Raw genomic sequence first — 21,745 nt, forward strand, 5'->3', positions numbered from 1 at the left:
AGAGCGGGAGGCAGGGCATGAAGAACCGTCCGAAGGGCGGGCTCGGTCGAGGGCTCGGTGCGCTGATCCCCACCACTCCCGCTCCGATCCAACCTGCGGCTGACGGGGCAGGAGCTCCAGCCGCGAGTCCACCTGCTGCGATCCGGCCGCATGCCGCCGCTCCCTCCCGGCACCTCGTCGGTACGGACGACGCAGGACAACCGCCAGTGGAGCAGTCAGTCGCGGAACAATCGTCGCCGGCCGGCCTCTCACCGGTACCGGGGGCTCGGTTCGCCGAGCTTCCGGTCTCCGCGATCGTTCCGAACCCGAAGCAGCCACGGCAGGTCTTCGACGACGAGGCTCTCGAGGAGCTCAAGGTCTCGATCGAGCAGGTAGGTTTCCTGCAGCCGATCGTGGTTCGCCAGCTCGCGGACGGGGAACAGTACGAGCTGGTCATGGGCGAGCGTCGGTGGCGGGCTGCCCAGGCCATCGGTCGCGATTCCATCCCGGCGATCGTGCGGGACACCCGGGACGACGCCATGCTCCGGGACGCGCTCCTGGAGAACATCCATCGGGCGAATCTCAACCCGCTGGAGGAAGCGGCTGCCTACCAACAGCTGCTCGACGAGTTCGGCGCCACCCACGAGGAACTGGCGCGGCGCATCGGCCGGAGCCGTCCGCAGATCTCCAACACGATCAGACTGCTGAACCTCCCCGCTCAGGTCCAGCGCCGGGTGGCGGCCGGTGTGCTCTCCGCCGGTCACGCCCGAGCGTTGCTCGGACTCGACGACATCGACGCGCAGGACGCGCTCGCACTTCGAATCGTTGCCGAAGGACTGTCGGTACGCGCCACCGAGGAGCTGGTGGCGCTCGCCGGTGCCGAAGGGCCCGCCAAGACCCCGTCGACGACCCAGCGCCGGCCAAAGCCACATGCGCCCGGGCTGAACGACCTGGCCGACCGGCTGTCCGACCGGTTCGACACGCGGGTGAAGGTCGACATCGGGCGGAGCAAGGGAAAGATCACGATCGAGTTCGCGACGGTGGACGACCTCGAACGCATCGTCGGCATCATCGGTATGGACAACGGCGACGACGCCGACGGGTCAGACAGCGACGAGCACTGACCCGACCGCAACCTCACGCGCGTCCGGCGCGGTCACCCGGCACTGTGTCGGTGGGACCTGCGCCGGACGCGTTTGGTTTCACGTGAAACGCAGGTGGCGTGCGATCCCCGGATCCTGGGCGGTGCTCGACGCGATCTCCGCCGTCGGCCGGTTCCACGTGAAACGGCCGACGGCGGCCCGGCTGTTGACCCGGCACGGCCTGGCTGTTGACCCGGCACCTCGGCCCGGTGGGCCTGCCGTGCGCGGATGAGATCCGGTTGCGTCTACCGGATGAGTTCTACCCCGTTGGGCCTGGCGTGGCGTCCAGACGGGGGCGGAAATCATGGCGGAGAGGCCCGCTCGCCGGATCGGTGACCGTGGCGAGCGGTCGATCAAGTTTTCCACAGGCGTTTTCCACAGGCAGCCCGGTTTCACGTGAAACTGCGGGTAGAGCCCAGTGCGTACCTGTGGATAACTCGGTGGACGGCGTCGGTGCCGAAGCGTGATCGGACAGCAGACCGTCTGGGCGTGGCCTCTTCTTCGTGACCGCTTCGTCGGTGTGGGTTCCCGTCGCGGGCAACGACCCAACGGAAACTCAGCCGGTGTTTCACGTGAAACAGGGGGATGTCGCGGCGGTTCGATCGGCCGCGTCCCGACCTCCTCCCTCGGTGCTCGGGGCCAGCCGGAACGGGGGAAGGACAGCTGACACAGACTCGGTTAGGGTCAGCGGCGTGCCACACACCCCAGCCTCGGTTCCCGACTTCGCGAGATGGCCGTCCTTCCCGTTCGAGGGTGATCTGCGGGTCAAACAGCTCAACGACCCCGTCGACGCCGAACCTCCTCGAAAAGGCGAGGGCCTGGCCGAGTGCTCCTCCTGCGCCGCGCCGGATGACGCGTACATCTGGGTCAGCGAGCGCTGGCGCGTGCGCGCCATGGACCGCCCGACGGGACTGCCCATGGTCCTCATCCTGGAATCCAGGTCGCACTTCGACCTCGGAGATCTACCCAATCTGCTGGCCGCCGAACTCGGCGTGATGACGGTCCGGCTCGAACGGGCGATCCGTTCGCTCGACGGCGTCGCCCGGGTGCACGTCAACCGGTGGGGTGACGGCTCGGCCCATCTGCACCTGTGGTTCCTCGCCCGGCCGTACGGGCAGTTGCAGTTGCGGGGCACCTTCCTGTCGCTGTGGGACAGCATCCTGCCGCCCATCCCGGAGTCTCGCTGGCGGGAGAATCTGGCGTTGGTCGCCGCCTGGCTCGCCGAGTTCGGGGGACGCCCGCTGGCCGAACCACCGCGGATCGAGTGGCGTGCCCCATCGAGTCTGACGGAACAGGGAAGCGCGGCGTTCGACTCCGACGACGCGACCGATATCGCGGAGACAGCGACAGCGGCGGACGAGACCCGTGGACAGACCGAATCGGTGCTGGCGATGGAACTGATCGAGCCGGCCACGGATCTCGGACTGCTGCCCTCTCAGCAGTTGTCGTCCCAGCAGAGCGAACGGGACGACCAGGAGAAGGCGATCGCAGGGGCGGCCCTGCCGCCTGGATCAGGATCTGACGCCGGCCGCGCGGGTCACCAGCGTGGCGAGCAGGCTGCCGAGGTCCAAGCCGGCAGCCTGGACGGCGAGCGGTAGCAGCGACGTCTCGGTCATCCCAGGCGACACGTTGACCTCGAGCACGTGCGGCCGGCCGTCAGTATCGACGATCATGTCGACCCGGGAGAGATCACGCAGTCCAAGTGCCTGATGGGCCGCGACCGCGGTCGCGGCCACCTCCTTGGCGACGTCCGGGGTCAATCGGGCGGGCGCGTGCCACGTCGTCAGTCCGGCCGTGTAGCGGGCCGCGTAGTCGTAGACGCCGTTGCGGGGGACGATCTCCACCGCAGGAAGGCTCTCCGGTCCGGTGCCCTGGTCCACTACCGAGACCGCTACGTCCATACCGGCGACATAACGCTCCACCAGAGCGGTCGAGTCGTAGGCGAAACAACCGACCATCGCCGCGGACAGCTCGTTGGCCTCACGTACCACGGCAGCACCCAGTCCGGAGCCACCCTGGGCGGGTTTGACCATCAGCGGCAGACCGAGCCGTTCGACGATCCGCTCCAGGACGGCGACCGCGCCGAGTTCGGAGAACCGGTCGTGCGGCAACGCCACCCAGTCCGGCGTGGGAATCCCTGCTTCCCGCAGCACCGCCTTGGCCGACGGCTTGTCCCAAGCGAGGCGGGCCGCCCGGGCGTCGCATCCGACGTACGGCACGCCGCACAGATCGAGCACGCCACGTAGCGAGCCGTCCTCACCGGTCGCGCCGTGCAACGCGATCACTACCGCGTCCGGGGGGTCGGCCCGCAGGGCCGGTAACAGCGCCACGTCGGCATCGCGCTGTTCGGCGTCGAGGCCGGCAGAGCGTAGGGCATCGAGGACCCGCCGGCCTGATTTCAGGGAAACGTCCCGTTCGTAGGAGAGGCCGCCTGCGAGTACCAGCACTCGCAGGTCGGCAGGGGGCGTAACGGCATCCGGTCGTGGGCTCATTGCCGAATCATGCCAAGTCGGGCCCTGGCGTGTCCGCGCCGGGGCGCTGCCGACGCGCGACACTGCCGGAGACCGGGCCGAACACCTTGCGCATGGCCGCTTCACGCTCCATGACACCGGCCAACCGGCGGACGCCTTCCCGGATCCGTTCCGGCGGCGGGTAGGAGAAGTTGAGCCGCATGTGCCCGGCGCCGGAGCCGTCGGCGTAGAAGCCGGTGCCCGGAACGTACGCCACCCGGGCAGCGATCGCCCGGGGCACCATCGCCTTGGCATCCAACCCTCCCGGCAACGATGCCCAGACGAACAGACCACCGCTGGGGCGGGTCCAGCTGGTCCCGGCCGGCATCAAATCCGCCAGCGCCCCCAGCAGCGCGTCCCGCCGCTCCCGGTAAATCTCCCGGTACGTCTTGAGCTGCTCGCGCCACGGCATGGTGGCCAGATAGGTGGCTACCGCCGCTTGGGCGTACGCGCTGGGGCACAGGATCTGAGCTTCACTGGCAATGACCAGTTTCTCGCGTACCGCGTGCGGGGCGAGGATCCAGCCCACCCGCAGCCCTGGCGCGAAAGTCTTGGAGAACGTGCTCAGGTAGAACACGCCCTGGCGGCGGCGGGCCCGCAGCGGTGCGGGTGCCTCGCCGTCGAAACTCAGCTGGCCGTACGGGTCGTCTTCGATCACCAGCAAGCCGGCCCGCTCACAGATGTCGAGTACGCGCTCTCGACGCTCGTCGGTGAGCGTCACACCGGCCGGATTCTGATAGGTCGGGATGGTGTAGAGGAACTTGGCCCGCCGGCCGGACCGGGCTACCTCGGTGATCGCCTGTTCGAGCGCGTCCGGGACCAACCCGTCGTCGTCCATCGGTACGTGTACGACCTGAGCCTGGGCGGCCTGGAACACGCCGAGCGCACCGACGTACGTGGGGCCTTCGGCGAGGACCACGTCACCTGGGTCGAGGAACAGCCGGGAAACCAGGTCGAGTGCCTGCTGACCGCCGACGGTCACCACGACGTCCTCCGGTGACGCGCCGGTGGAGACGTCGATGCCGGACAGCGACATCACCTCGCAGATCCGCTCTCGCAGATCGAGAGTTCCCTGCCCGATGCCGTACTGGAGGGTGGCGTTGCCGGTCTCGGCGGCCAGTCGACCGAGCATCTCACCGACCGCGTCGAGGGGGAGCGCAGCGATGTACGGCGCTCCGCCGGCGAGCGACACCACCTCCGGCCGGCTGGCGACCGCGAAGAGCGCACGGATCTCCGAGGCGGTCATGCCGCGCACCCGGCGGGCGTAGCGGTCGGTGTAGTCGTCGAGCGTCGTGCCGGTCATGACCTCACCTCGATATGCGATGCCGCGGTGGTTCGTTTGCCCCGGTGGGTGCCCGGCGGACGACCGCGACACGCACTGATCGTCTGATCGTAGTCCGGCGTGTCGCCGTACCGCTGCGGCATTCCGGTGCCGAACCACATGTCGAGCCAGCCAGTCGAGATTGGCCCAACAGTCATCATGGAACTGTCCGACCTCTCCCCTGACGCGTGGTTGCGGCGTACGATCGCTGGTTGGGACTACGGAGACGGCGCGTGCTGAGACTCGGCGGGTTTCAACACTTGACCGGTTTGGTGGGGGATGCGCCAATGTCGCGACGCCTGGTCAGCCTGACTTTGGATACTTTGGAGGATTTGCCCCGTTCCTGCCGGGCTTGTATCTTCTGGGAACTTGATCCGGTCGCCGCCGACCGGGCCTGTGCCTCCGGAGATCCTGCTCTGGAGAAGGAGGCGTGGGTCTCCCAGACGCTTCTCGAATGGGGCTCGTGCGGCAAGCTCGCCTACGTCGACGGGGTGCCCGCCGGCTTCGTCATGTACGCCCCGCCGGCATACCTGCCCCGCTCGATGGCCTTCCCGACATCACCGGTTTCCGCCGATGCCGCGTTACTCACCACCGCACACGTAGCAACTCCCTTCGCCGGTGGCGGTCTCGGCCGGATGCTGGTGCAAGGGGTGGCCCGGGACCTCACCAAGCGGGGAATTCGGGCGATCGAGGCGTTCGGTGACGCCAAAGCGGATCCGGAGACGGAGAGCTCAGGTTGCCTGGCACCGGCCGATTTCTACCTCTCGGTCGGGTTCAAGACTGTCCGGCAGCACCCGCGCTTCCCCCGGCTCCGGCTCGAGTTGCGGACCGCGTTGTCATGGAAGTCGGATGTGGAGTACGCGCTGGAAAAACTGCTCGGGTCGATGAGTCCGGAGAGCCTGCTGAGGCCGGCGACCCGGGCAGCCACCCGGACGGTCACCAATCAGGCGTCCGCAGCGGCACCTACCACGGCCCGCAACGACCGTACGTCGATCGACCCGGTCGGCACGTCGAGTTCGACCGGATAGTACATCCGTTGCACGGCGGCCACCAGTGCCTCAGCCACCTGATCGCGAAACGTCGGCTGGACGAGCAGCGTCCGATCCGCGGCGGAGGTCAGGTAGCCGACGTCCACCCGGACGGCCGGCATCCTGGTCAACCGCAGCAACTCCCACGTCTTGGCGTGCACCTGACAGTCCCGCAGGCCGGTGCGTACGACGATCTCCCGTTGCACGAGGCCGGCCAGTCGCTCACCCACGGTCGATGTCACCCCGCTGCCGGTGCCGTAGTGGTAGGTGGCCACCCCGCTCGCGTCAGGATTGCCATGACCGTCGACGTGCAACGAGACGAACAGGTCCGCGTCGACGTCGTTGGCGATGCGGGTACGGGCCGGATCGCTCAGCACCGTCTGGGAGGTCGGCCCCCTGGTCAGGTGAACCTGCATCCCGGCAGCAGCCAGCCTGCTCTCCAGCCGGGCGGCCAGGTCGTAGACCAGGTCAGCCTCGCTCCAGCGGGAACCCCCGTCGGGCACCACGACGCCGTGGTCCGGACCACCGTGCCCGGGGTCGAGCACGATCGTCTTGCCGAACAGATTCGGCCCGGACTCACGCAGCGCATCGGACTCGCGTAGCCACTGCGGACGTCCGCCGATCACCTTGCGCCCCAGCCGGCGTAACGCGTGCATCGTGTACGGCCCGCAGGCCCCGTCAGCGGTCAGGCCCACCTCCCGCTGAAACTGGGTGACTGCGCCAGCGGTACGTCCGCCGTACACGCCGTCCGCCCGCCCGACGTCGTACCCCATTTCCAGCAGGCGTTCCTGCAGCGCCCGGACGTCCTCGCCGACCAGCGGATCGGGCACGGCGTGGTGGAGCGCCCGATCACCGAGCCGCCAGCGCGCCGCGTCCAGGGCCCGCCAGGTCTCGGCCCCGACGCGGCCGTCGGTGCTCAGTCCACGGCCCTGTTGGAAGGCCCGGACCGCGTGTTCGGTGGATCTGTCGAAGAGATCTGCTCCCGGACTGGGCGGCAGCAGGTCGAGGTTGACCAGGATGGCCCTGATCTCGGCCACGGCGGGACCCCGATCGTCACGGCGGATAGCGCGCACAGGACGCCGACCTCCCCCCTGCACTGGCAGACGATCGGAGCGTAACCCGGCCACCAGCCGGCCTGCCGGGGATACGCCGATGCGGCCCGTACGCGTACGGACCCGGGACGGACCGTCGCGGTGCGGCGGGAGAGGCCCCGGACCGGCGACGACAAAGCCCGGGTCCGGACGATCCGGACCCGGGCTCGCGACGAGGACGTCAGCTGGCAGAACCGTCAGAAGGCGGACTCGATAAGCTTCACCAGGTCACCCTTTGGCCGTGCACCAGCCACCGACTGCACCGGCTCGCCGCCCTTGAACACGGTCAGCGTCGGGACCGACATCACCCGGTATTTGCGGGCGATCTCGGGGTTTTCATCGATGTTGAGCTTGACGATCGACACCTTGTCCCCCATCTCGGTGGCGATCTCCTCAAGCAACGGTGCCACCTTGCGGCACGGCTGACACCATTCAGCCCAGAAGTCGACCAGTACCGGCTTGTCGGACATCAGTACGTCGTTGGTGAAGCTGGCCTCTGTGACGGCTCTGGTAGCTCCCACGAAAATCCTCCTCCTCGACCGGCCCCGCACGGGCAGGTCAGACCTCTTCGAGTGTGGCGAGAAAGCGCTCGGCGTCGAGTGCGGCCGCACATCCGCTGCCGGCGGCGGTGATGGCCTGCTGGTAGGTGTGGTCCACCAGGTCGCCGGCGGCGAACACGCCAGGCACGCTGGTCCGGGTGCTCGGCGAGTCGACCAGTACGTAGCCATTTTCGTCGAGTTCCACCTGGCCGCGGAACAACTCGCTACGCGGGTCGTGCCCGATCGCGACGAAGACTCCGGTCACGTCGAGGGTCTTCGCCTCGCCGGTGTGCGTGTTGCGGATGCGGGCTCCGGAGACCTTGCCGTCGGCGCCGACGATCTCCTCGACGACGCTGTTCCACTCGACCCGGATCTTCTCGTTGCCGAGTGCCCGAGCCGCCATGATCCGGCTGGCCCGGAACTCGTCCCGGCGGTGCACGATGGTGACGGACTCAGCGAACCGGGTGAGGAAGGTCGCCTCCTCCATTGCCGAGTCACCACCACCGACCACCACGATGTGCTGGCTACGGAAGAAGAAGCCGTCACAGGTGGCACAGGAGGAAACCCCGTGGCCGAGGAACTCCTGCTCGCCCGGTACACCGAGCGGCCGCCAGGCGGAACCGGTGGTGAGGATGACTGCCTTGGCGCGATAAGCGGTCTCGCCCACGTAAACCGTGCTGCTTTGAGTTGCCCCTGGTGTTCCGGTGTCCGCGAGCTCCACCCGGGTCGCGTCATCGGTGACGAACTCCGCACCGAAGCGCTCCGCCTGCTTGCGGATCGAGTCCATCAGCTCGGGGCCCATGATCCCGTCGGGGAATCCGGGGAAGTTCTCCACCTCTGTCGTGGTCATCAGCGCTCCGCCGGACTGCACCCCCTCGATGACCAGCGGATTCAGGTTGGCGCGTGCGGCGTACACCGCGGCGGTGTAGCCGGCCGGACCCGAGCCGATGATGATCAGGTTGCGGACCTCGTCCACTGCCGACTCCCAAGATGTGAGTGTTGCCGCGCCGTCCTGGTGCCAGCCGACCAGCTGCGTGGCCGGCCGATCGGCACCTGTGGAGCAGAACGCCGCGGCATCTAGGCGTCATTCCCGGTCCGGCGTCGCGTGGGCGATGTCACGCAGCCGGCAGGGTCACCCTACCTGTGCCGAGTATCGGGTATCCGCGCCGGCGACGGGCTCACCACAGCCGGGTCCGCTCACCCAGACCCAGGACCTGCCGACCGTGTCGGTGAACGCGATGACCAGGGCCGGTCGTCCTTCGAAGGCGGCGTAGTCCACCAGGCTGACATCAAGGACACCACCGTGCTCGGCCGAGACCGCAGCGAGACACTCGGTGAGTGCCGTCGGACGGGCCAACCGGGCGAGCCCGGCCGGCGTCGGCCCGGGTTCCTGCAGGACGGTGTCCTCACCCGGTCCTGACTGCCCGGCGAAATCACCGGACTGTCCGGCCACGGTCGGCCCGATCGTCGAGCGGCGGTAGTCGGTGCCGCTGGCCAGCACCCGGCCCGGAGACTGCGGGCCGGTGGTCTCCATCATCGTGGTCGGCGGGTCACTTCGGGCGCTCTCTGCCTGTGGCTGACCGTCCGACGCGCCGCCGGCGCTGGTGCTCGACTCGTCCGTGGCCGCACCGGTGAAGATCTGGTTGAGTCCCAGTCCGGCGAACGCGACGGCCGCCGCGGCCACCGCGACCGGTGCCGCGTACCGCTGCCAACGGCTCCGACCGGACCGACCCGGCCGGGTAGCCGACCGGGGCGTGGCGGGACGCTGTCCCGGCCGGTTCTGCCGGGCTGGCTCCGCCCTGGTGACGACCGCCGGGCCCGCCGTCGCGTCGGCCAGCGGACTCGCCGTCGCATCGACCGTCGGTGCCACCGCCGAGTCGGCCGTAGTCGAGTCGGCCGTAGCCCGGACCGGAGCTTGCCCCCCCGCCGTGAGCGGCTCCGCGGCCAGAGCGGCGTTGAGCCGGTCCGCGACGTCCTGTGGTATCGACTCGACGCCGCTGCCCCATTCGGCCAGCACCGTCTGGACCAGTTGGGACGCGTCGAGCAACTCGTCGTAGGCGGCGGCCCAGGCCGGCCGCTCCTCGATCAGGGTAGCGACCAGAGCCTGGTCCAGGGTGCCGTCGAGCGCCCCACCGACGTAGTCGGCGAGCAGATCCCGATCGACCTCCGTGAACCGGTCGGCGGTCACTGTTCCTCCTTACCGCGGTCACCTCGGGCGGACCCAGATGGGACGTCGCCGACCCGCTGCGGGTTCCGTGGCGTGAGCGACGGCACTGAACCGCGTGGCGGCACGACCCCGGCCTGCGCATGTTGGGGCCGTAGGTGACCGAGCATCCCGGCCAGCCGGGCCCGGCCGCGGGCGCATCGGCTCTTGACGGTGCCTTCCGCGACCCCGAGCATCGTCGCCACCTCGGCGACCGGATAACCCTGTACGTCGACCAGCACCAGCGCCGTCCGCTGCTCGACCGGCAACTCGGCCAAGGCCTGCCGAACGACCAGCGCCGTGTCGTGATCGACCTGCGGTGCCGCCGGTTCGGCCCCGCGCACCGAGTCGTCGTCGCGACCACCATCAGGCAGCGGCACGGTGGGATGCGCCTTTCTCCGCCGGACCCGGTCGAGGCAGGCGTTGACCACGATCCGGTGCAGCCAGGTGGTGACCGCGGCATCGCCGCGGAACCGGTTGGCACCGCGATGCGCGGACAGCAACGCGTCCTGCAACGCGTCGGCGGCCTCCTCGCGATCGGCCACGGTACGTAGGGCCACCGCCCATAGCCGGTCCCGGTGCCGATGGACGAGTTCGGCAAAGGCTTCCGGGTCACCCTCGACGTGAGCCCGGAGCAGTTCGCTGTCGCCGAGGTCAGCCCGGCCGGCGGTCATGGCCCCTCGACCGTGATCTCCTGGACCCCGATCTGGTACCGCTCCCCGCCGATCGAGGGAAGCTTGGTGATCCACACCAGGAGGTACTGGTAGGTCTCGTCGGGGGAGAAGCCGCTGAAGGTGAGCGTCGCGCCCTCGGCGTTCTCGAACGGCTCGCCGATCCGATCGGTGAACGTGTCGAGCACCTCGTTGTCACCGTCGCGGGTAGCGCCCGGATCGTTTGGGCCGGCCAACAGCTCAGCGGAGGCGCCAGCGGCCGAGAGCTCCACCTGGACCGCGGTGACCGACCGGGGCTCCCCCAGATCGACAAGCACACCCATGCCCCGCTTCAGGTTGCCGAAGTTGGGGTTGCGTTCGTAGGCGTCGGTCGTCCACCCGGTGGTGGAATCACCGTCCACGGCTGCCTCGACCCCCTCGAGTTCGTCCCGCGCACCGTCGGCGTCGACGATGCGGACCTGGTCGGCACCGAGCGAGATGGGCTGGGGCTGCGGCGGCGGGGTGCTCTCCGAGGACGCTCCGGGAGTGGCTGTGGCCTGGCCGCCTGGCGCGGTGGGTGACGACTCGTCCGGCCCGCTGTTGTTCGCCAGTGCGCTGATCCCGAAGAACAACCCAGTTACCGCGATCACGAGCAGCCCGGCGACCCCGGCCGCAATCTTGCGCCGCGAAGACTGCGTCGACTCGGTGGCGTCCTCGGCGGCCGCGAACCGCAGCGGTCCGACGCTGTTGTCGAAATAGTGCTCCTCGGTAGCGGCGTCGAGCCTACTCAGCTCGGCGGCCAGCACCTCCGACGTTGGCAGCGTGAGCCGCGGATCGAGCAGATCCATGGTCAGGTCGTCAAGGTAGGCGGGAATGCCGGAACGGAGCTGACGGGGTGCGGCCACCGCGCCGGTTGCGTCCCGTACGGCATCCGGCAGTGTGGTGCGGCCGGCCTCGTGCTGTGGCCAGTGCCCGGTCATCGCGAAGTAGAGCACCCCGCCGATCGCCCGGATGTCGGTGTCGAAGGTGTCCGACCCGTCAGCCCGGGCATCGGCCAGCACCACCCGACCGTCGTGACCGACCATCACCGTGCCTGGGTGGATGTTGCCGTGCACCATTCCGGTGGCGTGCACCGCAGCGATGGCCGAGGCCACCGAGTGGGCGATCATCGTTGCTCGGACCGCGTCGAGTGGGCCGGCTGCGGCGATCACCTCGCGGAGCGAGTCACCGTCGACCCACTCTCGGACCACGTACGCACGCTGCCCTTCGTCGATCGCGTCGTAGACGCCGACGAGATTGGAGTGGACGACGCGGCTGGCGCGAACGGCAGCCTGCAGCATCTCCATGGCCGAATCGCCACCGGGGTAGCGCAGCACCACCGCGACGGGACGTCGAAGGACCACGTCGACACCGCGCCAGACCTGCCGGCCAGCACTGTCGTTGTTGACATGCTCAGCAAGCTGGTACCGCTCGGCGAGAACTTCGCCGAGCGTGGGCGCATCGAAGGCCATCATCGGCGGATTGACCTCATCCGCCTCTTGACCTTCGCCGACCTGGGTCACCCGTCCTCCTTCGCTGATCGTCGCGATCAAACGGCCGGTGTAGTTGTCAGGTCTCCGGCGCGTCGACCCGGTGTCTTGGCGTAGGACGTCGACTTCTACGTTAGGTGCCGGACGCATCCGTTCAGAGCGACCTTACCTGGGTTCCGATGCGACCAACATGTCAGCTTGCCGCAGTACCCGCAACGCCGACCCGGTTCCTACCCGGGACGGTCGGTCACCGGCTGTCACCATCTGCCGGCGCCCCGGGCCCCCGCCGGTCCGGCGGCGCGCCGGTCCGGCGGCGCGCATAACCTCTCCGGCAAGGATACGTTGTACCGGCTGTAGCCGGAAAGTCGCCACAACGGTCGGCCACCGCCTGTGACAACACCTGCTCCCCGAGTTATCCACAGCTTCCCACCTGCTGTTGAGCGTCTGCGGGAGAGTTATCCACAGGATAATCCACAAGCCGACCAGACACCCGGTCGCGGTGCTGTCACCGTCGCAGCCGCCCCCGGACCATGGCCAGCAGCTCGGCCACTTCATGGATCCGCAGCGCGACCGCGAGACCTAGATAGGTCAGCCCGACGGCGGCACCGCCAGCCGCCAGTTGAACGAGCGCCATGAGCCGACTCGGTGTGTCCGTACCGGGCAGCACCGTCACCACGAGCAGGCCGGCGACCGCCGCACCACCGGCCGCGACCGCCACCTTGCCGAACGTCAGCGCGATCGCGCCAAGGCCGATCCGGCCGACCCGACGGCGCAGCAACCAGGCGGAGACACCGGCGGCGACGAGGTACGACACCGCGTTGCCGATCATCAGCCCGGCTGCGGCGAACTGTACCGACAACGCGATGAACAGGGCTACCTGGACCGCTACCCGTAACGCGACCACCGGAATGTTGATCAATGCCGGGGTCCGGGTGTCCGGCAACGCGTAGAAGGCGAAGGTGAAGAGCTGGCTGACGGCGAACGGCACCAGCGCCACCGCGGCGGCGAACAGCACCACCGACGTGGCCGAGGCAGCCTCGGTCGAGTACGCGCCGTACCGGAACAGCGAGAACGAGATCGGGGTGGCCAGGACCGCGTAGCAGACGGCGATCGGCGCGAGCACCGCGGTCACGGTCCGGGTGCCCCGGGACAGGTCGGCTGCCATGTCGGCGTACCGGCCGTCGGCGGCGGCACCGCTCATCCGTGGCATGAGCGCTGTGATCACCGACACCGCGATGATGCCGTGCGCCGTCATCAGCAGCAGGAAGACGTTGTTGTAGATCATCGGGCCGGCCTCGTCGGCGTCGCCGGCCCGGTTCAACAGGTTGAAGACCACGACCAGACCGAGTTGGCTGACCGCGACGTAACAGAACATCCAGATACCGAGCCGGCCCAGCTCGGCGAGGCCCAACGCCCGGAAGTCGAACCGCCAGCGCCACCGGAACCCGACCTTGCGCAACGCCGGCAGCAACCCGGCGGCCTGCACCACGACGCCCAGCAGCGTCCCACCGCCGAGCAGCACGATCCGACCGGCGGTCATCTGTCCAGGGCCGACGACCTGCGCCCCGAAGATCGCGATGTAGGCGCCGAGAGTGGCGATCACCACCAGGTTGTTCAGGATCGGTGCCCACATTGGTGCCGCGAAGTGGCCACGGGTGTTCAACAACGCGCTGACCAGTGCCGAGAGGCCGGTGAAGAAGATCATCGGCAGCATCAGGTAGGACAGCACGGTGACCAGCCGCCGGAACTCGTCGGTCGTCTGGTCACTGGCGTACACCAGGGCGAGCAGCGGCGCGGCGGCCATCGCCATCAGGGTGGCCACGCCGAGCGCGAGCACGGCCAGCGACAGCAGCCGCTGGGCGTACGCCTGCCCACGGTCCGGATCGGCCCTGCGCCGTCGCACCAGCACCGGCACCAGGACACTGGTCAGGATGCCGCCGAGCAGGAATTCGTACACCATGCCGGGAAAGATCTGCGCGGTGGTGTACGCGTTGCCGACCAGCGATCCACCGAGCGCAGCGGCCAGCACCAGCGTCCGTAGGAAGCCGGTCCCCCGGCTGACCAGGCTGCCCAGCGCCATGATCGCGCTGTTGCTGGCGGCGCTGCCGCCCTCGTCGCTATTCGGCGCGTTGGTCGCACCGGCTCTGTCGGCCCTGTCGGCCTGGTCGGCTCTGCCCGCCTGGTCGACCGCAGCCGGATCCGTCGAGATCAGCGTGGCACCTTCCGGATCCAGGCCGCCTTGTCCGGAGCCGGCGTTCGCACTCCGGTACAACCCGCTGCTCATCGGACCTCCACCCCGCCGGCACGCCGGGCCTGTCGTCGACCACGCCGGGACCGTCGTCGACCAGACGCAAGCTCGACCCTATCGGCCGTCATCGTCGGCCGGGACGATGCCCAGCAGTGCGTCGACCACCCACGCCGATTCGGCCGGCACCAGCGGCTCGGCGAGCGCGTCGAGCAGGGTCGGATGGTCGCAGCCGGCATCCTGCAATGCCTGGCCGAGCGCTGGTACGCAGGCCAGGTCACCGGTTTCGCGGATCCGTCTGGCCAGCGGCAGGACGGTGCGTGGATCCCGCCACCGGGCATCGAGCAGCCGGCGGTGCCGCGCACCGGCCCGCCGGACCAGCTCCGCCACCAGGTCGAACGGGAACGACTCGGCACCGAGGACCCGACCGGGTCCGCCGCCGTCCGGCTGCTGGCCGGCCACCCAACCCCAGCCGACTGCGTAGCGCCATTGCACCTGAGCGCCGACATCGAGGTGGTCGCGCACATGTCGGGCCACCGACGCGTCGTCGAAGATCCTCGGATCGGGGGTGGCCGGTGCCGGCCACCACCGCGCGGCGGCGAACAGGTCGAACGGCGGCTGCTCGGCAATCGGGCGTCCGTCGGCGGCGTGGCCAACCGGCTGCCCTGCGGGCGCCTCGACCGTGACTGGCCGACTCAGACCGCGCAACGCGCAGGTGAGCATCGTCGCCGCCCGGTCCGCCTCGGCCGGGTCGTCGGTCGGTGCGTAGCGGTGTAGTAACGCCACCAGCGGCCCCGGGTGTGACCAGGCCGGATCATCCAGGGCGAGAACCTGGCCGATGAGGTCCAGCTCCGCCCAGCGCAACACCGCGGCGTACGGCCGCGCGGAATCCAACCGGGCCAGCGGCACCGGTTCGGAACCACCCGGTTGGCGTAGTCCGAGCAGGCATTCCCCGTACCCGAGGTCGATCTCCAGCACCAGGCCGTAGCCGCCGGCCACCGGAATCGACACCCGGAGCTCGGCGCCATGGTCCGGCGCCGGCTCGCCGGGCGGCGGCAGGTACGCCGCCCAGAAGGCCGGATCTGCGATAAGGCTGCCCAGATGTTCGGGAATCGGCACGGTGATTCATCCTGCCCGCCGGCTGCGCGCACGGCCACTGCGGATAGTCTGGCGATCCCATGTCCGAGACTTCCGCGCCCCGCGCCACCACCGAATCTCACGCTGCGGCCGAGTCGAGCGACCTGACGGCGGTGCAGCGCAACGCCGTCGCCGAGCTGCTCCGGGTCTCCCCGGTCGCCGACGAGTTGGGCCGCCGGTTCAGCGCCGCCGGACACGAACTGCACCTGGTCGGCGGCTCGGTGCGGGACGCGCTGCTCGGCCGGCTTGGAAACGACCTCGACTTCTGCACCGACGCGCATCCCGACCAGACCCTGCGGGTACTCAAGGGGTGGGCGGAGGCGACCTGGGAGACCGGTCGTGAGTTCGGCACCATCGGCGCCCGGCGGGGCGGCCTCACGCTGGAGATCACCACGTTCCGGGCGGAGGCGTACGACGGGGTGACCCGTAATCCGGTCGTGGCGTACGGCACCGATCTGGTTGACGACCTGCGGCGGCGTGACTTCACCATCAACGCGATGGCGGTCAGCCTGCCGGGGCACCACTTCACCGACCCTTACGGCGGGATCGACGACCTGGCCGCGAAGGTGATCCGTACCCCGGGAACCCCGCAGGAATCCTTCGGCGACGACCCGCTGCGGATGCTGCGGGCGGCCCGGTTCGCCGCGCAGCTGCGTTTCGCCGTACATCCACAGGTGCGCCGGGCGATGGCCGCGATGGCGACCGACCTGGACCGGATCACCGCGGAACGGATCCGGGAGGAGTTCACCAAGTTGCTCTGTGGTGCCGACCCGGTCGGTGGACTGCGGCTGCTGGTGGAGTCCGGGCTGGCCGATCGGTTCCTGCCGGAGCTGGCCGGGCTGCGCCTGGAGATCGACGAACACGCGCAGCACAAGGACGTCTACGAGCACACGCTGACCGTGGTGAGCAACGCGGTCCGACTGGAGTCCGGTGACTGCGACTTCGTGTTGCGGATGGCCGCACTGATGCACGACGTGGGCAAGCCGGCGACCAAGGCGGTCGGGCCGGACGGCCGGGTCAGTTTCCACCACCACGAGGTGGTCGGCGCCCGGCTGACCCGCCAGCGGATGAAGGCGCTGCGTTATCCCAAGGACGTCACCGGGCAGGTGGCCAAACTGGTCGGGCTGCATCTGCGCTTCTACGGGTACGGCCGGGGCGAGTGGACCGACTCGGCGGTGCGCCGCTACGTCACCGACGCGGGAGACCAGCTGTCGCGGCTGCACAAGTTGACCCGCTCCGACTGCACCACCCGCAACCGGCGAAAGGCGGCCGCGCTCGCCGCCGACTACGACGCGCTGGAGGACCGGATCGCCCGGATCCGGGCCGAGGAGGACCTCGCCCGGGTCCGGCCAGACCTGGACGGCAACACCATCATGGAGTTGCTCGGCGTACCGCCGGGTCCGGTCGTCGGACAGGCCTGGCGGCATCTGAAGGAACTTCGGTTGGAACGCGGGCCGCTGGACCGTGACGAGGCCGAGGCGGAGCTGCGGCGGTGGGCCCGGGCCGAAGGGATCCTGCCGGACGCCGGTTAGCCGCACATCCCGCCCGGACCGGCGGTTACCGGGCGCTGTCCCGCTCGGCTACCGTCGCAGGGGCGGGCGCGCGATGATCATCGCGACGTCCGTACCGTGCTGGGCGTCCGCCGCACGGAACGCGGACAGTCGATCAAGCCGGGAGGGTAGATGCAGCCGTGTGCGGCCTGCGGCGGCATGACGATCAACCAAGCGGGGTACTGCACACAGTGCGGCACCTTCCGTGGCCTGCCGGTGGCACCGCATCCGGGCTATCCGGGTCAGCCGCAGCCGACCAGCGGCGGCCCTGGCTACCCGGCCCAACCAGCCGCCGCTCATCCGGGCAGCGGCGTACCGTACCCCGGTAGTGGTGCACCGTACCCGGGCAGTGGCGCAGCGTACCCGGGGAACGCCGTGCCCTATCCGGCCAGCGGCGCACCGGTCGGCTACCCGGCTGCGGGCGGCGGCTACGGTGGGTATCCAGTCTCCGCGCCGCCGCCCAATCGGGGCCGCTCGTATCTGGTGCCGCTGGTCGCGCTCGGCTCGACGTTCGCCGTGCTGGTCGCGGCGATCGCGGTGGTCCTGGTGATCCGCAGCGCCGGCGGCTCCACCGCAGCCCCGACCGACATCGACCCGTGCGTGGTCGGCACCTGGCAGGTGGACTCCCACCGGGAGGAGGTCGCGTTGGACGAGCCGTTCGGCAAGACGACCTTCACCGGCACCGGTCCGGGCGCCGTCGTCGAGTTGGGCGCGGACGGTCACGGGGTGACCGACTACGGCGACGGCACCACCTTCGAGGGGACGGTGTCGGGGATCACCGTGACCCTCACCTTCGAAGGGCGGATCACCTTCCGCTACAAGGCGGTCGACGGCACCGTTTCGTTCGAAGGCGTACGCGCGGACGGCACGGTGTGGTTGAGCGCGCCGGACGTCGAGTCGCAGAACGAACCACTCGAAGCGTCGTCCGATCCGGCCAGCTACGAGTGCGACGGTGACCGGCTGACGCAGCGCACCGCCTTCTACACGGTGGTGATGTCCCGCCGTTGATCGCTGGAGCCGGCCGTGACGCCCGCCGCGCCACCGGTCGGGCCGTCCGTGCCGCCGAGCCGGGCGAGCAGTCCGGCCAGGTCGATCCCGGTGAGATCGTTGCCGAGCTGCAGGCCCTGGGCCACGTTCGTGGCCACCGATTTGGCCAACGACGACGCCCCGTCGGTCGAGATCACCGTCATCTTGTCGATCGCACCGATCGGAGCACTGGCCGCCTGCACCACCTGCGGCAGGACCTTGACCAGCAGATCCAGCACGGCGGCCTCGCCGTACGCGGCGAACGCCTCTGCCTTGCGGGCCATCGCCTCGGCCTCGGCCGCGCCACGCGCCCGGATCGCCGCCGCCTCGGCCGCGCCCTCCCGCTCGATCGCCTCGGCGATCGCGCTGCGCCGTCGCTGCTCGGACTCGCCCTCCTTGGCCCCCTCGATCGCGTTGGCCTCGGCCAACGCCGCCCGGCGGGCCCGCTCGCCTTCACCGGTGAGCCGGGACTGTTCGGCAGCGGCCTGCGCGGCGGCGATCGTCGCCTGCCGCTGGGCGTCCGCGGCGAGGACCGCGGCGGCGCGGGCCGCCTCCGCCTCCTGCTCCACCCGGTACCGTGCGGCGTCCGCCGGCTTGCGCACCTCGGTGTCGAGCTGGCGCTGCTTGAGTTCCGCGTTACGTTCGGCAACCTTCTGCTGCTCGGAGAGAATCGCCTGGTCCCGCTCTGCCTGGGCGAGCGGGCCCGCGGCCGCCGACCTCGCCTTGGCGGCGTCGATCTCGGCCTGGATCCCCGCCTGCTTGAGCGCCAGGTTGCGGTTGGCCTCCGCGATCACCTCCTCGGCCAGCAGCCGCTCCTGCTCGGCGGCCTGCCGGGCGCGTGCCTCGGCGATCGCCGCGTCCTTGAGCACCCGGGCCGCCTCCGGGCGGCCGAGGTCCTGCAGGTAGGAGCCTTCGGCGATGATGTCCTGCAGCTGGAAGGTGTCCAGCACCAGGCCCTGGTTGGTCATCGAGTGCTCGGCTTCCTCGGCGACCGCGCTGGCGAACGCGGCCCGGTCCCGGATGATCTCCTCGACGGTGAGCCGGCCGACGATCGAGCGCAGCGCACCGGCCAGGACCTCACGGGTGAAGTCCTCGATCTCGTCCTGCTGGTGCAGGAAGCGCTGCGCGGCGGCGCGGATCGCGTCCTCCGTCCCGCCGATCTTGACGATCGCCACACCCTGCAGGTTGGCCCGGATGCCCTGCTTGCTGACCGCACCGGTGATCTCGACGTGGATCCGGCGGCTGGACAGGTCCAGCACCTGTAGTTTCTGCACGACCGGCAGGACGAACACCGACGCGCCCATCACCACCTTCTGCCCGGACAGGTCGGTGGACCGGGAGCCGTCGAGCGCCTGGGTGGTGCGCCCCTTGCGGCCGGTGACGATGAACGCCTCGTTGGACCCGGCCACCTTGATCCGGGAGAGCACGAACAGAATGAGTACGACGACCAGCGCGACGGCACCGATGATCGCGATGAACAGAGGGGTCATCAGAGTCCTTTCGTGGATACTCCGGCGGGGGAGGGGCGTCTGTCGGCTACCGGCCGCTGCCCGGTGTTTCCTCGACGATGACGCTGGTCGCGCTCAGCACCTCGACCACGAAGACCTGCGTGCCGAGCGGGACGTCCCGCTCGGCACGGGCGCTGAGCTTCACCGGCTGGCCGCCGACGTGGGTGCGGATCTCGCCGTACCCGCCGGGGCGGATCGGGGTGATCACCACGCCGAGCAGGCCGACCAAATCGTCGCTGGTCGGGGTGGCGTCGGTCGGCATGTCCCGGGCGGCACGGGACAGCCGCAAGGTCAGCCAGGCGACCGGCACTGCGGCGAGGGCGCCGACCGCGAGCGCGCCGACGGTCGGCACCGGCCCACCGCCCAACAGTTCGCTGGCGATCGCGGCAGCGAATCCGAAGGCACCGGCGAAGCCGGCCACCACCTCGACCGACACCGGACCGTCCGCACTGATGTCACCGAGGTGCAGCAGCTCGCCACCGAGCAGGCCGATGGCGAGCACCACCACGCCCAGCCCACCGATGACGAGGAATACGAGCGTCGCCGTCTGCACACCCGGCACGGTATCCGTCACCTGCAACAAGGCGGCCCTGACGAAGTGCCCGGTCAGCCGGGCCCGACCGAGAGCTGGGTACCGGTCAGCCGGTCAGGCAGCAACTGCCGGACCAGGACGTCACCGGCCAGGTCCGTCAATTCGACGTATCCGTTCGACCGGGTGTCCAGCAGCCGGTCCGGGCCGACCCAAAACATCTGCTCGCTGGGCAGTCCGCCGCGCACCTCGCCGGTGCCGGTGTCGACCAGTTGTGCCCCATGCTGACCCTTGACGACTGCCTGACGATCGTCCGGTGAGAACGACCAGGGGCCCACCACGTCGCCACGGATCGGCAAGAAGCGGGTGGGGCGGCCGTCATCGGGGGAGAAGAACTGGATGCCCCGGCGGGCGTGCGGCAGTGATTCCGATCTCGGTTCACCCGGGTCGGTCTGGCTCAGCGCCACCTCGTCGCCGCCGCGCGCCCAGGTGAACCGGCAGACGTCGGTGCACAGGTGGGCCTGGCTGATGTCCACCGGGAAGGTCCGCACCACCCCGTCGGCCGCCGCTACCGTGGCGAAGGCCTGCTCGCCGCTGTCCTTGTCGCTGATCGTCACGAGCAGTCGGCTGCCGTCCGGGGACCATTGCGGTTCGAGGATGTGTTGTCCGGTCTCGAACCACCGGACTTCGTCGGTGGCCAGATCGAGCAGGCCGATCTGGCGGGGACGGCCCTCCTGGGTCACCGCGACGACATCACCGTCCGGGCTCGGTACGACCTGCTGGAAGCCGGCGATGTCGCGATAGCGCCCGGCGTGTCGGTCGAAGACCATCGCCGGCTGGCCGGTGGCGGCCGACGCGGAGGCACCGAGGACGATCCATCCACCGGGCAGTTCCAGCGGGCGCGTCGTCCAGTCCGGGTCGACGGTGTCGATCACGGACGGCGTGCCGGTCAACGGTGCGGCGGTCTCCTGTTCGCTCCGTGAGAGCAGCCGGTGGGGCGCTGTCGTGGCCGCGATCGCGAGGATCACGACCAGTCCGATCCCCGCTCGCCGCCGCCGCCGGATCCAGCGTCCGCGGCGGATAGCCGCGCGTGCCAACGGCTCGGGGCCGGCCGACGGCCCGGAGCCGGCCAGATCGTGAACGGCGGCGCGGAGCAGTTGTTCGGCGTCGCGGCTCATCGCGGTGCCGCCGATCCCGTCGAGATGTCGTCGAAGGCGGGCACCAGGGTACGCAGTTTCGCCAGCGCCCGATTGGTCTGACTGGCGACCGTGCCGGCCTGGCAGCCGAGAACGGCGGCTGTCTGCTCCACGCTCAGATCCTCCAGGTAGCGCAACACCAGCACCGCACGCTGCCGGGGCGGCAGCATCCGAAGCGCGTCACGCAGCATCAGCCGGACAGTCGTGTCGTGATCGTCGGCGCCGGGCGCGCGGCGGTCGGGCGGCGTCGCGACCGGCACCTCCGGGCGACGGCTACGCCACCGCCAGCGGGAAACCTGTTCGTGGTACAGGATCCGGCGTACGTACGGTTCGGCGTCACCGCGAATCCGGTCCCATCGGGCGTACGCCTTGGCCAGGGCGGTCTGTGTCAGATCTTCGGCCGCGTGCCGGTCCCCGGTGAGCGCGTACGCCACCCGCAACAGCGCGGTACCGCGATCGGCGACGAACGCGGTGAAATCCTGATCCCTCGCCCGGCTCACGGACCACCTCCACATAGCCCAGACGCACCCGGACCGGGATTGTTTGCATGCGACGATGCGTC

Annotated in this window: 18 protein-coding genes and 1 pseudogene; 5 read left to right on the top strand and 14 right to left on the bottom strand. The window is 69.8% G+C overall.

All coding sequences use genetic code 11. The features are described 5' to 3' along the window. The first annotated feature begins 17 nt into the window (after positions 1-17). Positions 18-1,103, top strand: a complete 1,086-nt coding sequence (locus tag ACN27F_RS19105) for a ParB/RepB/Spo0J family partition protein (RefSeq protein WP_421435239.1) — start codon at positions 18-20, stop codon at positions 1,101-1,103. A gap of 710 nt (positions 1,104-1,813) precedes the next feature. Beyond that, positions 1,814-2,719 (top strand): hypothetical protein, encoded by a 906-nt coding sequence (locus ACN27F_RS19110; RefSeq protein WP_421435240.1) that lies wholly within the window; start codon positions 1,814-1,816, stop codon positions 2,717-2,719. Here the strand turns inward: ACN27F_RS19110 and ACN27F_RS19115 are convergent. Next, complete coding sequence (locus ACN27F_RS19115) at positions 2,633-3,613, bottom strand: D-alanine--D-alanine ligase family protein (RefSeq protein WP_421435242.1); 981 nt, start codon at positions 3,611-3,613, stop codon at positions 2,633-2,635. The two genes, ACN27F_RS19110 and ACN27F_RS19115, sit on opposite strands and share 87 nt — an antisense overlap. Before the next feature lie 7 nt (positions 3,614-3,620). After that, a complete protein-coding gene (locus ACN27F_RS19120) occupies positions 3,621-4,934 on the bottom strand; it encodes a PLP-dependent aminotransferase family protein (RefSeq protein WP_421435244.1) in 1,314 nt (437 codons plus the stop codon). Between the two features lie 305 nt (positions 4,935-5,239). Between ACN27F_RS19120 and ACN27F_RS19125 the strand changes: the two are divergent. Continuing rightward, positions 5,240-5,875 (top strand): annotated as a pseudogene (locus ACN27F_RS19125) (GNAT family N-acetyltransferase); the annotation flags it as partial. 20 nt (positions 5,876-5,895) lie between these two features. On the opposite strand, the gene ACN27F_RS19130 reads toward ACN27F_RS19125, so the two are convergent. From ACN27F_RS19130 to ACN27F_RS19165, 8 genes are all read right to left on the bottom strand, one after another. After that, a complete protein-coding gene (locus ACN27F_RS19130; protein ID WP_421435247.1) occupies positions 5,896-7,053 on the bottom strand; it encodes an N-acetylmuramoyl-L-alanine amidase in 1,158 nt (385 codons plus the stop codon). Positions 7,054-7,268: 215 nt separating this feature from the next. After that, positions 7,269-7,592 carry a thioredoxin gene (trxA, locus tag ACN27F_RS19135; protein WP_421435250.1) on the bottom strand — a complete coding sequence of 108 codons (324 nt, stop codon included), beginning with the start codon at positions 7,590-7,592 and terminating at the stop codon, positions 7,269-7,271. Between the two features lie 37 nt (positions 7,593-7,629). After that, positions 7,630-8,586, bottom strand: a complete 957-nt coding sequence (gene trxB / locus ACN27F_RS19140; protein WP_421435253.1) for a thioredoxin-disulfide reductase — start codon at positions 8,584-8,586, stop codon at positions 7,630-7,632. Between the two features lie 156 nt (positions 8,587-8,742). Continuing rightward, on the bottom strand, positions 8,743-9,798 hold the full coding sequence (locus tag ACN27F_RS19145; protein WP_421435256.1) for a hypothetical protein: 1,056 nt from the start codon (positions 9,796-9,798) through the stop codon (positions 8,743-8,745). Beyond that, on the bottom strand, positions 9,795-10,487 hold the full coding sequence (gene sigM, locus ACN27F_RS19150) for an RNA polymerase sigma factor SigM (protein ID WP_421435258.1): 693 nt from the start codon (positions 10,485-10,487) through the stop codon (positions 9,795-9,797). Before sigM ends, ACN27F_RS19145 begins: the two co-directional genes overlap by 4 nt. Then, positions 10,484-12,025: a protein kinase family protein gene (locus ACN27F_RS19155; protein WP_421435261.1), complete on the bottom strand. Its 1,542-nt coding sequence runs from the start codon at positions 12,023-12,025 to the stop codon at positions 10,484-10,486. Before ACN27F_RS19155 ends, sigM begins: the two co-directional genes overlap by 4 nt. A 472-nt stretch (positions 12,026-12,497) precedes the next feature. Next, positions 12,498-14,276, bottom strand: a complete 1,779-nt coding sequence (gene murJ, locus ACN27F_RS19160) for a murein biosynthesis integral membrane protein MurJ (protein ID WP_421435264.1) — start codon at positions 14,274-14,276, stop codon at positions 12,498-12,500. Between the two features lie 78 nt (positions 14,277-14,354). Further along, positions 14,355-15,356, bottom strand: coding sequence for a hypothetical protein (locus ACN27F_RS19165; protein ID WP_421435266.1), 1,002 nt, complete (start codon positions 15,354-15,356; stop codon positions 14,355-14,357). Positions 15,357-15,415: 59 nt separating this feature from the next. Between ACN27F_RS19165 and ACN27F_RS19170 the strand changes: the two genes are divergently transcribed. Both ACN27F_RS19170 and ACN27F_RS19175 read left to right on the top strand, forming a co-directional pair. Next, positions 15,416-16,906 (top strand): CCA tRNA nucleotidyltransferase, encoded by a 1,491-nt coding sequence (locus ACN27F_RS19170; protein WP_421435269.1) that lies wholly within the window; start codon positions 15,416-15,418, stop codon positions 16,904-16,906. Between the two features lie 177 nt (positions 16,907-17,083). Beyond that, on the top strand, positions 17,084-17,932 hold the full coding sequence (locus tag ACN27F_RS19175; RefSeq protein WP_421435271.1) for a hypothetical protein: 849 nt from the start codon (positions 17,084-17,086) through the stop codon (positions 17,930-17,932). Here ACN27F_RS19175 and ACN27F_RS19180 read toward each other — a convergent pair. Genes ACN27F_RS19180 through ACN27F_RS19195 form a run of 4 tightly spaced genes read right to left on the bottom strand, consistent with a single transcriptional unit; the run spans position 17,905 to position 21,683 of the window. Next, complete coding sequence (locus ACN27F_RS19180; protein ID WP_421435274.1) at positions 17,905-19,440, bottom strand: flotillin family protein; 1,536 nt, start codon at positions 19,438-19,440, stop codon at positions 17,905-17,907. The two genes, ACN27F_RS19175 and ACN27F_RS19180, sit on opposite strands and share 28 nt — an antisense overlap. 46 nt (positions 19,441-19,486) lie before the next feature. Then, entirely contained in the window at positions 19,487-20,011 is a 525-nt protein-coding gene (locus ACN27F_RS19185) for an NfeD family protein (protein WP_421435277.1), read from the bottom strand. Between the two features lie 53 nt (positions 20,012-20,064). Then, on the bottom strand, positions 20,065-21,165 hold the full coding sequence (locus tag ACN27F_RS19190; RefSeq protein WP_421435280.1) for a hypothetical protein: 1,101 nt from the start codon (positions 21,163-21,165) through the stop codon (positions 20,065-20,067). Further along, a complete protein-coding gene (locus ACN27F_RS19195; protein ID WP_421435282.1) occupies positions 21,162-21,683 on the bottom strand; it encodes a SigE family RNA polymerase sigma factor in 522 nt (173 codons plus the stop codon). The genes ACN27F_RS19190 and ACN27F_RS19195 overlap by 4 nt, the downstream gene beginning before the upstream one ends. Between the last annotated feature and the right edge of the window lie 62 nt (positions 21,684-21,745).

The organism is Solwaraspora sp. WMMB335 (assembly GCF_049179075.1).
Lineage (GTDB): Bacteria > Actinomycetota > Actinomycetes > Mycobacteriales > Micromonosporaceae > Micromonospora_E.

Excerpts from the sequence above, each read along its gene's own strand:
- ACN27F_RS19190 (WP_421435280.1), bottom strand. The coding sequence starts at position 21,165 with ATGAGCCGCGACGCCGAACAACTGCTCCGCGCCGCCGTTCACGATCTG.
- murJ (WP_421435264.1), bottom strand. The coding sequence starts at position 14,276 with ATGAGCAGCGGGTTGTACCGGAGTGCGAACGCCGGCTCCGGACAAGGC.
- ACN27F_RS19115 (WP_421435242.1), bottom strand. The coding sequence starts at position 3,613 with ATGAGCCCACGACCGGATGCCGTTACGCCCCCTGCCGACCTGCGAGTG.
- sigM (WP_421435258.1), bottom strand. The coding sequence starts at position 10,487 with ATGACCGCCGGCCGGGCTGACCTCGGCGACAGCGAACTGCTCCGGGCT.
- ACN27F_RS19170 (WP_421435269.1), top strand. The coding sequence starts at position 15,416 with ATGTCCGAGACTTCCGCGCCCCGCGCCACCACCGAATCTCACGCTGCG.
- ACN27F_RS19105 (WP_421435239.1), top strand. The coding sequence starts at position 18 with ATGAAGAACCGTCCGAAGGGCGGGCTCGGTCGAGGGCTCGGTGCGCTG.
- ACN27F_RS19120 (WP_421435244.1), bottom strand. The coding sequence starts at position 4,934 with ATGACCGGCACGACGCTCGACGACTACACCGACCGCTACGCCCGCCGG.
- ACN27F_RS19180 (WP_421435274.1), bottom strand. The coding sequence starts at position 19,440 with ATGACCCCTCTGTTCATCGCGATCATCGGTGCCGTCGCGCTGGTCGTC.
- ACN27F_RS19175 (WP_421435271.1), top strand. The coding sequence starts at position 17,084 with ATGACGATCAACCAAGCGGGGTACTGCACACAGTGCGGCACCTTCCGT.